Source organism: Paenarthrobacter nitroguajacolicus, assembly GCF_007786235.1.
Lineage (GTDB): Bacteria > Actinomycetota > Actinomycetes > Actinomycetales > Micrococcaceae > Arthrobacter > Arthrobacter nitroguajacolicus_A.
The window spans coordinates 23,367-38,625 of record NZ_VNFK01000013.1 but is presented as its reverse complement, the minus strand read 5'-3'; the positions used below and the strand labels follow the sequence as shown (position 1 = coordinate 38,625).

Annotated in this window: 8 protein-coding genes; all 8 read right to left on the bottom strand. The window is 65.4% G+C overall.

Going from position 1 to position 15,259, the window contains the following annotated elements:
- Nucleotides 1–28 precede the first annotated feature (28 nt).
- From FQP90_RS15920 to FQP90_RS15885, 8 genes are read right to left on the bottom strand one after another with little or no spacing between them, the layout of a single operon-like run.
- Nucleotides 29–4,483, bottom strand: a complete 4,455-nt coding sequence (locus tag FQP90_RS15920) for an FtsK/SpoIIIE domain-containing protein (protein WP_144652059.1) — start codon at nt 4,481–4,483, stop codon at nt 29–31.
- Entirely contained in the window at nt 4,480–5,184 is a 705-nt protein-coding gene (locus FQP90_RS15915; protein WP_144652058.1) for a hypothetical protein, read from the bottom strand. Before FQP90_RS15915 ends, FQP90_RS15920 begins: the two co-directional genes overlap by 4 nt.
- Nucleotides 5,185–5,229: 45 nt before the next feature.
- Nucleotides 5,230–6,948 carry a serine/threonine protein kinase gene (locus tag FQP90_RS15910; RefSeq protein WP_144652057.1) on the bottom strand — a complete coding sequence of 573 codons (1,719 nt, stop codon included), beginning with the start codon at nt 6,946–6,948 and terminating at the stop codon, nt 5,230–5,232.
- Complete coding sequence (locus FQP90_RS15905) at nt 6,945–8,861, bottom strand: FHA domain-containing protein (protein WP_144652056.1); 1,917 nt, start codon at nt 8,859–8,861, stop codon at nt 6,945–6,947. Before FQP90_RS15905 ends, FQP90_RS15910 begins: the two co-directional genes overlap by 4 nt.
- On the bottom strand, nt 8,848–9,792 hold the full coding sequence (locus FQP90_RS15900) for a PP2C family protein-serine/threonine phosphatase (protein WP_144652055.1): 945 nt from the start codon (nt 9,790–9,792) through the stop codon (nt 8,848–8,850). Before FQP90_RS15900 ends, FQP90_RS15905 begins: the two co-directional genes overlap by 14 nt.
- Nucleotides 9,789–11,327 carry an RDD family protein gene (locus tag FQP90_RS15895; protein ID WP_144652054.1) on the bottom strand — a complete coding sequence of 513 codons (1,539 nt, stop codon included), beginning with the start codon at nt 11,325–11,327 and terminating at the stop codon, nt 9,789–9,791. Before FQP90_RS15895 ends, FQP90_RS15900 begins: the two co-directional genes overlap by 4 nt.
- Entirely contained in the window at nt 11,317–13,812 is a 2,496-nt protein-coding gene (locus FQP90_RS15890; RefSeq protein ID WP_144652053.1) for a transglutaminase family protein, read from the bottom strand. The genes FQP90_RS15895 and FQP90_RS15890 overlap by 11 nt, the downstream gene beginning before the upstream one ends.
- Nucleotides 13,809–15,230 (bottom strand): DUF58 domain-containing protein, encoded by a 1,422-nt coding sequence (locus tag FQP90_RS15885; protein WP_144652052.1) that lies wholly within the window; start codon nt 15,228–15,230, stop codon nt 13,809–13,811. The genes FQP90_RS15890 and FQP90_RS15885 overlap by 4 nt, the downstream gene beginning before the upstream one ends.
- Between the last annotated feature and the right edge of the window lie 29 nt (nt 15,231–15,259).

Sequence of the window (15,259 nt, the reverse complement as noted above, 5' to 3'; positions counted from 1 at the left end):
TCCTACATCCTCCTGCATCCGGCAAATCCTAGCTGCGGTTCTCCGGCGGCATGGCGATTTGGAGCTTGCGTACCTTTCCACGTCCCACGATGTATCCACGGCCCGGAATGAAGTCGGTGCTGATGCGGCCCAAGGTCGTGTTGAGGAGGCTGTCGCCTTCCACGTCTCCGGGGTTAAGCAGCAGCCCACGGCGTCCGGACTTGAACGGCTGGGCAAGGGACCAGGCCTGCGACCAGGTGGATGTTTCGGACTCGCCCACCACCCATTGGTCGGCCTTGATGGCCGCCGTGACCAACCGTCCCACGCCCGACTCGGCCAGCGTGTCGGTGAACTCGGTGAGGCCCTCGATGAAAATGGCCATGGTCCCCGGGTTGTCCGACGCTTTGTCGATCAGGTCATCCACCACGTCCGAGACCTCGTCCGGCCCCACCAGGGAACGGCTCCAGATGTTCAACGACGCAACGGCAGAGCGACGCGATCCAATGTAAATGAGGTCCGTCCGCGGGTTGGAGCGTCGCAGGGCGTAGGCAAGCGTCACCAGCGCAACGGTGCGTCCAGCGCCCGGAGGTCCCGCGAGGAGAAGCGAACCCTTGGCGGCGATGGCTGCCGAACCCAGCGTCTCGTCGTCGACACCTATCACAGGGTTGTCCGGGGCGCCTGTGGGCAGGATGTCCAGGTCCACCAGCTCCGGAAGGCGCTGGATCTGCGGTGCCTGCTCCAGGCCCTGGCGCACCATTGCCTGGCTGAGCTTAGCCACTTCACGGGCCTGGAGCGCCAGGTTCGAGTTGCCACCCAGCACGGCGAGCTGGACTTCGAGTCCGTCCAGCAAGCCGCGCCCGGGTGGCGACGCAGCGTTGAGGACATCCTTGGGGACATCGAGGGTCATGTAGTCGTCTTCGGAACTGAGGCGCAGGACCAGCCGCTTCTGGATGGAGGCCAGGAGCGACGCCGGAACGGAGTTGGTGCGGTCCCCGCTCACTACCAGGTGGATGCCCAAGGGACGGCCGTCGGTGGCCAGCGTCAAGAAGATATCCCACAACGCCGACAACTTGCTGTACTCGTATCCTTCGCGGAAGGAGGACATGCCGTCCACCAGGATGAAGATGCGCTTCTCGTCCGGCCGGTTGGCCAGCTGCCGGTATTCGACAATGGTGGAGGCGCGGACCTCGGCGAAACGTGCCGCCCGGTCGTCCGCTACTTCCTTCAGCCAGCGCAACAGACGGCCCACGCGCTCCACGTCGTCACCGTTGATGATTTCGCCAACGTGCGGAAGCCCGTCAAGCATCTTCAATCCGGACGAACCACAATCGATGCCGTACACGTGCACCGGCCCACCACGTGGGGTAACCGCAGCGGCGATGGCGATGCTTCGCAGCGCGGCGGACTTTCCGGATCCGCCCGTACCGTAGACGGCCATGTTGCCGTCCTTGTCCGGTTCGTAGAACACCGTGGGTTGGTCCTGGTGGGCGGGGTCGTCAGCTACGCCCAGCAGCAGCCGCTCGTCGGTGCGCGGGTTGGGGAGCTTGGAGAAGTCATATGTGGTGGCCAGTTCGTTGAGCCATGGCTTCCGGGGAGGGGCGATGGACAGGACGTCAGCTGCCCGGATGATGTTCCCGGTCATCCTGGCAATGTCGTTGGGCCCGGCGGGCTCTTCCTCCACCTGGGCCACCAGCGGCGGTTCCCAGGTGGGGCCGGACCCGAAGGCCATCTCCACAATGTCGATCCGCGGCCGCTGGGGCTTGTCCGTAGTCCAGCCGCCGGCGTAACCGGTCTGGAAGCCTTGGATGCGGCCCGGACCTGTCTTTGCTGCACCGCGGCCGGGAATGGACGGATCAAAGTAGGCGGCTGTCGGAACGCCCAGGATGTCCACCGCATCCACTTCGTCGGCCATTCGCAAGGCGACGCGGAGGTTGGTGTTGGCGCGCAGGTTGTCCTTAATGACACCGGCGGGCCGCTGGGTGGCGAGGATCAGGTGCAGGCCGAGTGAACGGCCACGGGCAGCGACGTCCACCACGCCATCGACGAACTCGGGAACTTCAGTAGCCAAGGCCGCGAACTCGTCCACGATGATGATGAGGTACGGCGGTGCTTCCGGATCGGCTTCACGCTGCAGTGCCAGCAGGTCCTTGGCCTTCTTCCGGTTCAGGAGACGTTCGCGGTAGTGCAGCTCGGCCCGCAGGGAGGTCAGCGCACGGCGCACGAGGTGCGGGGACAAGTCCGTCACGAGGCCCACGGTGTGCGGCAGGTGCAGGCAGTCGGCAAAGGCCGCACCGCCCTTGTAGTCCACAAAGAGGAAGCTGACGCGGTCCGGGCTGTAGGCCGCGGCCATGCCCATCACCCAGGACTGCAGGAACTCGGACTTACCGGCACCTGTCGTCCCGCCCACCAAAGCGTGGGGTCCCTCATTCTTGAGGTCCAGGTAGAACGGCTCCACGCCCTTGGAACCCACCAAAGCGCGGAGGCTGCCATTGTCCTTGCGGTTGGGCACCGCGGTGGCGTGGACCGAGTTGTTCTCCTGCCAGCGCTCGGCAACCGCCTGCGGGTTGTCCATCAGTTCCTTGCCAATCAACGTGGCATAGGAGACGGCCCGCGGGAGGTCGGAGTCGTCGTCGAGCGGGTTCCCAACGTCCACCAATGGCGACATCATGCGCGCCAGTTGCGTGGCGAGGCCTGCGTCGAGGCTCTCGCAACTCACCGGGTACGTGTGGCGTCCCAGGCGGACCTGGCCGGTGGTGGTGCCGTGGTCGCCGTCGACGGAGAGGAAGTCGCGGCACGCGGCCGGAAGCGACTGCACGTTGGCGGCAACCCACATGATATGAACCCCGTAATCGGGGCCGCGCTCCACCAGCCGGGTGAGGCGTCCGCGGTCTACGGGGGCGTCGTCCTCCACGATGACCAAGACGGCGGGCACTACGGGGCCGGGGAGCTCTTCATGCTCGTCCTTGAGCCCCGACCGCAGCTGCGGGCCCGGCTCCTTGGCCTGCGATTCGCGTTCTTCCACGAGGTTTTCCAGGCGCGACAACAAAGCGGCACCGGCCCCGGGGCCGGCTGCCAAATGGTCGCCGGACAAGGGGCTGTGGCCTGATCCTACGTGCGGGAGCCACTGCAACCAGTCCCAGCGTTCGCGGGAACGTGCCGAGGTCAGGGCCGTGAGGACAACCTCAGCCGGCGAGTGAAGGGCCACCAACTGGAGCACCATGCCCCGGGCAACGTCATCCACCACGCTGCGGTCCCCTGCCACACCGAAGGAACCTGAAGTACGCAGCTGCGACACGATCGGTACGCCTTCAATAACACGGACCTGCTGCAGGCACTCCTGGATCTCGCGCATGTACTGGGGTTCGGTTTCGTTGGCGCCGGGCTCATCAAAGGGTATGCGCGAAGGCGCGGACCCCAGCCCAAAACGGACGCCCATGAAGTGCTGGTGCTCGGGCCGGTTGGTCCAGAGGAGCGGACCAAGTTTGTAGATCGCATCGACGGTATCGCTGACGGAGGGCGCTTCCTGGAGCCTGACGGCACGCTCAATGTTCTGTTGCTTGTCGATGTCCTCCCGGAAGGCCAGCATGGCGGCTTTGAACTGCTTGTGGCCTTCCTTGGCTTGGCGCTTGCCTTGCATCTTGTGGTCAACGTAGTGGCCCACAATGAACAGCGGCATCATGGCCATGAAGAGCACGGACAGCAGGTTCTGGGTGACGGCGAACAGTACTCCGCCCATCAGGAGCGGCGCCACCAGCATGATGTACGGGAACGGTTGGTGCTCCGGACGCTTGGGACCGGCCGGCGGTACCCGCTTGGGCGATTCGAACCTTGGCAGCACGCGGGGTGAACGGTTGAAGTCCACCAACGGCGAGGAAGGACCTCCGCCGTGGTTGCGTGACAGCGCGACGACGCCCACCGTAGTGTCTCCGAGCGTCACCGTGTCCGACGATTCAAGCGTGGCCCGTGTCACGGGAAGCCCGTCCATGAGGAGACCGTTTGCCGAGTTCGTGTCCACGATCTCCACGGTCTCGCCCACGGTGACGCGCGCATGGCGCTTTGACGTCAGTGGGTCGGACAGGCGGATGTCCGCGTCCCGGTCCCTGCCGATGTAGCTGGTGCCGAATGGCAGCGAAAATTCGCGCCCGACGTCGGGTCCTGACATCACGCGCAAGGTCGCCGCTGCCGGCCCCCGGTTGGTGCCGCCGGAGTGGCCATTAGAGGCGAACTGTTCGCTCACCTGGGCGAGCGAGACTTTCGAGCCGGGCCGGAGCCCGGACTCCAACAGGTTGTCCGTTGGCCTCAGGATGTGGCCGGAAAGGCCGCCGCCAACGAATGCTTCGTCCACGCTGATGGACAGGTTCGACGGCGGTTCGGTCCCCTTGCGTGCGGGGTCGGCAGCCCAAAGTTCGGTGGCAATGTCAGCGACGGTGGCACGGCCGTCCACCGTGACGGCGAGGTCCTTTGCTTCCGCAGGGTCACGCCGCAAGGTCAGGCGGAACTTCATCCTTCGTCGACTCCAGTCATGGTTTCAAGGAGATGCAGGTCGGCCGCGGTCACCAGGTGTGACGTCACGGCGTGCTCCACCAAGCGTGCACGGCGGTTGGTGGCGAGCTTTCCGGCGCCTCCGCGCAGACCCACTACGCCAACGCGGTCCAGTTTGTCGCATACGTTGTCCAGCTTGCGGTTGAAGCGGGTCAGGGCCCACCCGAGCCGCTTGGCCGCTTCGGCGGACGACGGTATGGCGCTGAAGCCAGTGCCGTCGCGTCGCAACATGGGTTCGGCCAGCGCGACGATGAGCGCCTTTTGGGAATCGGTGAAGACCACCGGGCCTATGGTGGTGTCGCCGGCTTGGTCTTCGTCGCGGGCTTCATGGCGGAAGGACGGAGTCTTCAGATGGACGGCGAACTCATACGTGGTGGGTCCGGCCGTAAAGATGACGTTCGTATGGCTGAAGACCAAAGGGATCCTCGCGCCCGGTGACAACCATGCCTGCATCCCGCCTGAACCGTCCGCAATGGTCGCCGACAACATGCTGCCAACGTTGCTGAGCCACCACATGCCGTCGTAGCGCGCAATTTGCAGGAACCGGCGGTGCAGGTAGGGGTTGTCGTCAACTTCCAGATCCCCTTCGCGTCCGATGTCGAAGACGTCCTCGTCCGACGGTTCGTACCATTCCCCACAGAAATCTATTGCTAGATCCCCCATGATCTGTGCCTCCTCAGTGGGCGGTGTGATTGTTGCATGTGCCGGCTAACTGTCCAGGCAGGCAATGGAACCCGGTCCCTCAGGCGATGCGCTGCCGTCTGACCGGACAATGATCACCTGGACGCAGATGGGCGGCTCACCGAATCCGGAAACAAAAGCCTTCTCGGTTCGCGTTGTTTCGTAGGCACCGTCAGCCTTCGCGGACTTGGTGCGCCACTTGTAGGTATCGCCCTCTTTTGGCTGCGGGTTCTTCCAGGAGAAAACAATGATGTTCGGATCCTTGGTGTCCCGAGCAGCGGCAAGGGCTTCGACGTCCGGGACGCTGCCGCTGTCCAAAGCGTCGGCCGGGGGCTTGCTGGCGGCCTCGGTGGGCACCACTTTGGGCTGCGCGGAAGCCCCAAGGACAAGACCAACCACGACGGCGACCACCAGGACCGCTGCGCCGGTTGCGGCCAGCCATAGGTTGCGTTTGCTGTGGTCGGCAACCGGGGCTTCCTCCGTTGCCGGTGACGCGTCGGCGGAAGCACCGGCGCGGTTGACTGTCGCTCCCAGGTCATCATGCGACGGCGTGGACTGCCAGCCCCGCAGGACCGTGGACTCGGCCGCGTCCGGCTCCGCCAAGTCGCCGGGCCTTGGGGCGGTGTGCGCCGCCGGCGCGTGGAATTGCGGGGGTTGCTGTGGTGTTTGGGCCGGGACAGTCTGTGGGGGCTGTTGCGCGGGCCGCACAGACTGCGGGCTGCTGCCCGGAACAGTGGACGGGAAGGTCCGCGCCGGGAACGTCGGCGCGGAGCCTGTCGTGGCCGTTCCTGAAGCATCCGGATCGATCGCGGCGATGCTCCGGACTCGGGTTTCCTCGAAGTTGTCGTCCGGATGTTCCTCGCCGTGTCCTGGTTCTTCGAGGACCTCGAAGGGTGTGACGGACAAGTTCAGCTCGGTCTGGATCCGTTGCAGCGCCAGTGCGAACGCGTGGGCCGACGAGTAGCGGGACTCCGGGGACTTCGCCATGGCGGTGGCAAGAACCAGCTCAAGCGACTCAGGAACGTCGGCACGGCCAAGCCTGGGCAGCGGCGCGTTGGTGATGCGCGAGATCAGTTCCCGTTGCGAGTTGTCCTGGCCGGGAAGGACAAACGGCGATCGACCCGCCAGGAGCGTGTAGAGGGTGGCCCCCAGTGCCCAGATGTCCACAGGAACACCGTCCACCGCGCCGCCCCTGAACTGTTCCGGCGGCGACCAGGGAATGGACATGCCGGCGTCGTCCTCGGTGTCGGCGCCGATGGTGCCGGAAATGCCAAAGTCCGTCAGTGCGGGCCTGTTGTAGTCGGTCACCAGGATGTTGGCGGGCTTGATGTCGCGGTGGACAATGCCGGCGCGGTGCGCGGTTTCGACGGCGGAGGCCACCTGGATGCCGACGGCCAGGACCTCATCAACACTGAAACGTTGGCGGCGGTAGCGGACGTCGAGGCTCGGCCTGGAGCAGTATTCCATGGCGAGGTACGAGTGGCCGTTCTCGGTGATCTCGGCCTCGAAGATCGTCACGATATACGGGTGTGACGACAGTTGCGCCATCAGGTTCGCCTCGGACTCGAAGCGGCGGCGCGCGCCTTCGGTCTTCAGGTCCGACAACAGCACCTTGACCGCAACCTTCCGGCGGGGTCGGTCCTGTTCGTACAGGTACACATCCGAGAAGCCACCAGAGCCAAGCAGGCTGATGTACTTGAAGCCCGGGATGGGTGGAGGCGGTGCAGGGGGCCTCTTGGAACTCAAAGAATCTCCTCGAAACGCAATGAAATGTCGTCGCCCAGCTCAGCGATATCGCCGTCCAGAAGGATGGCCATCTCGTTTTGGGCAAGCCGGCGTGGTGCCTGGCCCTCCCTGATGAGCACGGTTCCGTTGGTAGCCTTCAGGTCGCACAGCATGACGTGCCACCCCTCCAGCCGAACCTCGACGTGGGAGCGGGAGATGTCCCCGCCGGGACTCTCCACCTGGACCAAGCGGGGCATGGTGCCGCCTTGGACGCGGGAAACCGAAGGCTGACGGCCGATGATGAGCGACTGGTCCAGGTCGATCAGCTCGCCGGTGGACACCCGCATCCGGCCCAGGCGCGGACGCGGAACATGGATGGAATCTCCGGAGACAGCGACCCCGCAAACGGAGCACTGCGGATATGTTGGCGGGTTGGCGTGCCCTTGGGGGCACACCCGAGCGAGAACGCTGGGACCGTTGACGGCGAGCTGTTCGGCGTTGGCCGGTTGGGCGCCCGCTGGGTCGTCCGTGGGCAGGCTGCTCTTCATGATGGTTTGGCCGTCGTGGTCTGAGTCGTCATCCGCGGACGGAGTTTGGGGCGGTGGCGTCGGCCAGTTGGCCGGCAGCTGCGGCGCGGGGGCCGCAACAGGGTGCGACGGAACCACCGGCTGGTCACTGACCGCGCTGGCTGACGACGTGGTGCTGCGGAGCCAAGGAACGGAGTCGATCAGTCCTTGGGTCGCCGGGACCTGCACGGCTGGAGGGGACTGAACAGTGGCCGGTGCGGATGGGACTGGTTCCGGGTTCTCCGGTTCCAGGGCCGGGGCCGCCGGCGCGTCCGGGGTTTTGGAGGCAGGTGCGTCGTGGTCATCCGACTCGTCATCCAGGCGGACGGCTGCATCCTCAATGTTCCGCATCACCGTCTTGTCCCAGAGGTGGTCATAATTGGTGGTGTTCTCCAGCGACGGAATCACGGGATCGGTAGTACTCGTGTGGACGGACACTTCAGAGGCGTCCACAGCAGGCCCGCCGACCTGTTCGTCGGCCGCTTCGTCGGCAGCAGGTTGGTCGGCAACAGGTCCGTCCACGACCGGTTCAGCCGCGGATTCTTCCGCGGCAGGCTCGTCGGCTGGTTCCTCGACCGGTTCCGCGACCAGTGCCTCGGCAACAGTCCCGTCGGTCAGAAACTCCCCGGCGGCAGGCTCGTCGGCAACGGATGAACCGGGAGGCGCAATATCGGGCACCCTGCCCACGCCTCCAGGCGCTATGGTCAGTCCCAGATCGGCTTCCGTGTAGCCGATCATCGTTTCGTCCGAAACCCGCGCATCAGCAGGGAACTCCCCTGCAACAGGTGCTCCCTCCATGGCCGGAACGGCTGCCGGGTGGACCTGCGGCTCTCCGACGGTGTGCACGGATTCGCTGGTTCCAACCTCAAGGGCCGCAAGCAGCACTACGCCCTCAGTCAAGGGCAGGCTGTTCAGTGATGGGCTATCCAGGGTGGGACTGTTACGAGGTGAACTGTTGCTTGCCGAACTATTCAGCGGCCGGCTGCCCTCCCCAATGCGCAGGCTGTAGGACGCAACGCCAGGGAGCCGCCGCTCGGTCCACGTAGTGACGTCACGCCCTGTGATCTGCTCCGTGCCGGAGGGAAGCTGCACGAGCAACTCGAGATCGCCCCGGAGGAACACTCGGAGTGCGTCCTTGACGTCGATGATCCCGAAGGGAGGAATGCGGCTGAGCGAAACGCCGAAGGCATCCGTCACCTCATGGAGGACCTCGTGAGCCTCGGGAGCGGAAGCCAGCAGTTCCCAGACGGTGTCGATCAGCGCATGGGGCGTGTCCGGACCGAGGAGCACCACGGTTCCATTCCGCACCACGCCAAACCACTCGCCCCGCTGGTAACGCGTAAGTGACAGCCGGTTACTGCTTGCCATCGGCGCCTTCCTCCTGGTCGGTTTCCTTCAGCTGGTCCGTTCCATTCAGCTGGTCCGTTCCATTCACCCAGGCTCTGGGAAGGGTGTCCTCTTCAACCTCAGTCCCAACCTCCGGTCGGGGCGCAGTGGTGGCGATGCCGGCGTCGTTCAACACGTTCTTGGCATCAACAACAATCACGGTGACGTTGTCACGGCCGCCGCTTCGCAGGGCGGCCTGAATCAGCGCGTCCACGGCGTCCTGCGGATGTGCCACCGTGCTGAGGATGCGGAACATGTGGTCATCGCCCAGCTCACCGTTGAGGCCGTCCGAGCACACCATGATCCGATCGCCCTCCTGGATGGGAAGCAACCAGAAATCGGCCTCGGTCTCGTCGCCGGTGCCCAGCGCTCGGGTGACCACGTGGCGGCGAGGGTGAACTGCAGCTTGCTCTGAGGTGATGTCCCCGGAATCCACAAGTTCCTGTACTTCAGAGTGATCCACGCTGACTTGGGCGAACTCCCCTTGGCTCAGGCGGTAGGTCCTGGAGTCGCCAATGTTCATCACCAGCCAGTACGGCAGTCCCATCTGTTCCACCACCACCACGCCGGAGAGCGTTGTTCCCGCTCGGGCCCCCGTGGCATTGCGGATGCTGGCATCGGCCTTCAACAGGCAGGACTGGAGGTCGGCCGCGGATGCGGTGCGCACACCCGCCGCCAACTCAGGGGCACTGCCGAGGGTTCGAACGCACATGCCACTGGCGATCTCGCCGGCCTCGTGGCCACCCATGCCGTCAGCGACGGCAAACACGGGGTCCGCCGCAATAAACGAATCCTCGTTCAGTTCGCGACGAAGGCCCCGGTCTGTTCCGTAGCCATAGCTGAGGCGAAAGGAGGACCCGCCTGCAGTGGGACCGGCTTCGGCGTGGGCAGGAGTGGCCGGCTGTGAATTCATGCTTGTCCTAGGTGGAAGGAACGGTCCCCAAAGTGAACGGTGGAACCTGGACGGACAAAGACAGCTTCGCCCGGGTGGAGCCTGGTCTGGATGCCGTCGGGGGTGGTGACAGCGCTTCCGTTGGTGGAGTTGCGATCCGAGACCCACACTCCGTCGCCATCGACGCGCAGGTGCAAGTGGGTCTTGGAGATCGACCTGCCGGGATCGGAGACGGGAAGCAACTGCTCCACGGCCTCCCCGGGCTGCGGTGCCGGGTTCCGTCCAAGCAGGACAGACCCGCCCAGTTGGACATCCTGGCCGTCATCCACCCGTATCCGCAGGACGGCCTGTGCTCGGGATGTGCCGGGGCGCATCTGCGTCCGCTCTACGTCATCGTCGGGGTGCGCGGGCGTCTCGGCTGCGGGTTGTGGGATGACGGTGGCCTGCGGGGGTACCGCCGAGGCCGGCCGGGGCGCTGTTGGCGGGCGCCACTGGTTGGGATCGTGCGGCGGCTGCACTGAAGGCGCCGGGGCCGACTGCGCAGTGACCGGCGCGGCGACCGGTGCGGCGGCCGGCGTGACCTGCGCGGGAAGGACCTGCCCGCTTCCGGATGCTGGGCCTACAGGTACGGGGGACGCTACGGGCTGCACGGGAGGCAGGTCCATCGGCGCGAAACTGTAGGGACCCTGGATGCCACCAGTCGTCACGGGGTTACGGCCGGCGTTCACATCGAACACCAGGGACTTCGCAGCCTTGTCCTGCCAGCCGCGGAGCTTGCCGTTCTTGTCCCAGGCGTTGGAGATGACCACGAGGACGGCCCACACCACGCCCAGGGCCATGAGCGGCAGTCCGATCCACAAGACCAGGCCGATCAAGCCCAAAGCGGAAAGAACAACCGAGACGATGGCCCCGAGAAGCACGCCACCGCCTGTGATAATGCCCCGGACAAACACGGCGCCGGCGCCCGGCGCGTAGCCGTCCGCATCGGAACTCCGGATACCCATGAGTTGGTTGCCGACGGTGTTTCCGGACTTGGCCTCCAACGCCAACAGCACCACGACATAGACCACTGTGATTCCAAGGCCGATGCTGCCGAGCAGGACCAACAAACCTGTGTCATAGACGATGAAGCCGTTCCTGCGCGTTTGCGTGATACCGGCGATGCCGATGGCGAAGGTGGTGGCGAGGACGGCAACGGGTCCCAGCCAATCCAGCACAGCTGCGCCGAGACGCTTTCCCGCAGATGCGGGCACCAACTCGAGCTTGGTGGTCATGGTGGTCCCTCCCCCTGGCCCAGGCTTTCCGTTCGGCGTTGATGTTGTTCCCGGATACACCGGTTGCACCGGCGACGCCGGCGCCGACACTACCGAGATACTACCGGGATCGGGCAGGCCCTGGCGGGTTGCGAACTCCAACGCCGCCTTCTGGGCGTGGTTGATGTTCCCTTCCTTGCGTGCACCTCGGTTGTTCAACGGTGACCCGCACTGCGTACAAAACGTTGCGCCCGGCCGGACCGCGTGCCGGCAGGCGGGGCAGAGTTCCACGTCACTGCTCATCCGTGGTGTCCTTCTTCCGACGAAGGCTGAACCGACGCTTACCCGGATCGCTGGGGGCCTGATCGCGGCGGCGGAGGGCAGCCCTGCCGTCGGACAGCAGGGACCGGGGCGAGAATCGGGCCTGCTGGCGCTTCCAGAAACCAACGCTTCCCGTGATGTCGGTCAGCGATGAATCCACGATCTCCCAGTACTGCTTGACTTCGTCCTCGCTCGGCTGGCCGGCCCCGAAGACGGCGGCATCGGCACGGTGGGCAAGCATCGTGGTGGTGGTCCCTGTGGTGGGGAACGCGTCCGCGATGACCGTGGCCGATTCCCGCCGCGTGGACTTCGTGTCGATCGAAGCACCCATGTCGGTGGCGAGGCTGATCACTTCGTTCCAACCGCCCCCGACCCGCTGGGCGGGGTGGCCATCACGGAAGCGGGCCTTCCGGCGTCGTGATTTCAACAGGAGGATCAGCAGCAGCGGCAAGGCGAGGATCCCCAAGGGAATCAGCGCCACACCGATGGCTGCCAGCAAGGGACCCCAGAACAGCCAGGGGTTGTTCTTCTTCTCGTCAGCGTCCAGGGCATCCGGGGTGGAGTCCGGCGGCAAGTCCGCGGGTTCCTGCGGCGGGGGTGGCGGCTGCAGCACCTGGGGCTTGGGCTTGGACTTGTTTTCCGGGTCAGGCGGGATGGGCACGTTGTCCTTGGGCGGCGTGGGATCAAACGGCACCCAACCTACGCGGTCGAAGGCCACCTCCACCCAGGCGTGCACATCCTTGCCCGTGATCTTGACGTCGCCGGCACCGTTTTCGGGGCTCTTGGGATCCGGATAGAAGCCCATGACCACCCGGGACGGGATCCCGAGGTGGCGGAGCATCAGGGACATGGACACCGCGTACTGTTCGTCGTCACCGAGCATCTGCTTGGCGGAGAGCATATTGCGGACACGCGCGGCACTGTGGCCGGGAAGGCTCGGAAGTTGCCCATCGGCAACCAGGCCGTTACTGAACGCGCCGCTCTTCTGGAAATGCGCCTCGATCTGGCGGACACGGTCGATGGCCGTGGGCGCGTCAGCCGAAATCTCGTTGGCCTGGGAGGCAACGATCGGCGGTACTTCCTCGGCCTCCGGCAACGTGAGTTTGGCGAAGTCGTACTGCGTCAACTGGCCGTGCTCCAAGGTGCCCGGATCGGAGACCTGAACAGTGTAGTTTTCGCCCTTGGCCAGGCCCTTGGTGGTGACGGCAGTGTCCGTACCGGCGTTGAAGTACAGGCCGGACGCCGCACCGGAAGTCTCCGCGAAGCTCATCCCGGTGGTGTGCCGCCCGCCCGGCACAAAGTAGCCCTGGTAGTCCTCGATGGTGATGTCCAGCGTGTAGTTGGTGCCCTCCACCGGGCTTCCCGCGTCCGCCAGCGTGTTCAGCGAACGGGCATCGCCCACTTTGCTGAAGTTACCCGAGCTGTTCGGATCCATGGTGTAGTTCAGTCCATTGAAGGCATCCAGCGCCGCGAGCCGCACACGGGCGTCCTTGGGCAGTCCTTTGACGGTGAACAGCGTGCTGTCCTTCTCGTCCTTGACGAAGTTGCGGAAGCTCGCCAGCGGTGTGATGTAGTCGCGGGGGTCGAAGGGGGGAACGATCGTGTTGCGGAGGACCTTCCTGTCGTCGCTGGCGGTCACCAGCGGAGACGCGATGGCGGTGACGCCCACCGCGACGGCGATCACTGCTGCGGCAGTCCCCAGACGGCGGAGCTGGCCGCGGCGGGCTGCACCGGCGTCGGAATCCGGCCGGTTGGCCGAAACGGTCTTGGTGCTTCGTTGGCGCAACACATCGCGGCGGAACGTAGCCCACACAATGGACACGATGGTCAGTGAGACGCCGCGCTCCACGTTGAGGAACCCGGCGCTGGTGCTGAAAGCGATGCCCGTGACGAACAGGACCAAGACGGGAAGCAGCGGCCAGTACGGGCTCTTCAACCGCCACGTCAGCAGTCCCGCCGCCAGCCCCGTGAGCAGCGAGCTGAGGAACGGCACAATGAGCATGCCGTTCGCCGTGCCCACTGGCACGCCTACGGTCAACATGTCCTTCCAGGCGAAGACGACGCCCAGGAGGAGCGTTCGCAGGGAATCGAGGCTCGGCAGGAAACCGAAGACTGCCGAGTCCGGTACAGCCAAAGCGGTTCCGAACAGCATGTACGCGCCGAAAGCCATGGCGGTGGTAATCAGCAGTCCGAGGCGGAGGTGGGCGTTCAGGACAGCAATGCCCACCCCCAGGAGCACGCCGCCCAGACCCGCGACAAGATAGCGGGGGTCTCCACCGAAGCTCAGGGTGAAACCAAGGACGCCCAGGAACAGCAGCACCACCAGGGCGCCGCAGTCCACGGCGAAATGCCACCACGGCCGCCCGTCGGCGAGGAGCGATCCCCCGGCGGCGCGGTTGGCGCTGCCTGTTGACGTAGTCTTCTTGGCGGCGCGGGGACGCACGCGAAGATTGGGCGCGGAGCTCATGCTGCCGCCTTTCGAAGAACAATGGCGAGGTCATCAAGGTCGCCGACAGTGAGGACCGTCAGGTCTGCGATGTTGGCCCTCGACGGCGCGGCGCCGGGTTGGACACGGACAGCCAGGCTGCGGACGCCGGGCGGAACGGACGCGGCGGCCGAACGCAGCTGCGTGGCCGTTACGTGGCTTCCCACTACGAAGAACACCACGGAGGCGTTGGGGACCGTATCGGACAGCGTCCGGGCGAGGTCGACGGCGGTTTTCCGCATGGGTGCCCCGACGATCCTTGTGGTGTCGTCCAGCAGGTTGCGGCCGGTTTCGCAGCGGAGCGGTCCCTTTTGGGTCAGGACATCGAGTTCCCGCTGTTCACGGATGGCCTGCCGACCAATCGAGGCTGCCACGGAAATGGCCATCTCGAACTCGGGCTCGGAATCGTACTCATCGGTGTTGATGGAGAGCGCAATGGCAAGGTGGGCCCTGCGGGTCTCTTCGAATTGGCGGACCATGAGCTTGTTGGTGCGGGCCGTCGTCTTCCAGTGGATGTGGCGGCGATCGTCGCCGGGCACGTAGTCACGCAGGGCATGGAAGGAGACATCGGCGCTGGAAAGTTCGGTGGTGGGCATGCCCTCAAGGTCCCGGATGAAACCTGCGGCGGAGCTGCCCAATGAGACCGTGCGGGGATGAACGAACAGGTCCACGGGTTCGGTCCACATCACACGGCGCCTCAGCAGGTGAAGGGGGTCGGCGCGGACCGAACGAACCGGACCCACCACGATCACTGCGCGCCTGGCGGTGGGAATGGTGAACAGGTCCTCGTGCACCTGCGCCGGTTTCATGCGGGGCAGGTGGAAAACGGCGGTGTTGGATCCCACCGGCAATTCCAGTGCCGCGGGCAACAACGGCCTGGTGGACACGTTGGAGACTGCGATGCTTCCCACGGCGTCATCCCCCACGGCCACGCGTGTGCGGGCAAGGTCCAGGACCACGCCGTACGCCGAACGCCCCACAATGAAGGCGATGGCCAGGACGAACAACAGGAATGCCACCATGGCGGCAGACTTGGCTTCTTGCCAGCCCCATGCCTGTCCGGCCCACCACAGCGCGATCGCAGCGGCCAGCACCACCCAGCCCAGCAGGCTCACCACTGACAGGACCGGCCAGGCGAAGGCCAACCAGACACCGCGGACCTTGCGCCATGCGGGCGCGAGGAACTCACCAGCGGTACCGGCGGCTTCCGACCACACTGAGGCAGGGTGGAGCTTGCCGGTCTTGCGGGGCTTTGCCGAACCGGCTGGTTTGCCGGTGGAGGAAGGGCGCTGGCCCGCGCCACCACCGGAGCCGCGCAGGTTGCGTATCTTGCCGCCGAACGCGGACGTTGCGCGTTTCAGCGAATCAGCAGCCCTGTTCAGGGGTGTGCTGGAGGACATGTGGGGACCTTTGTTTGGGCTGGGGATGT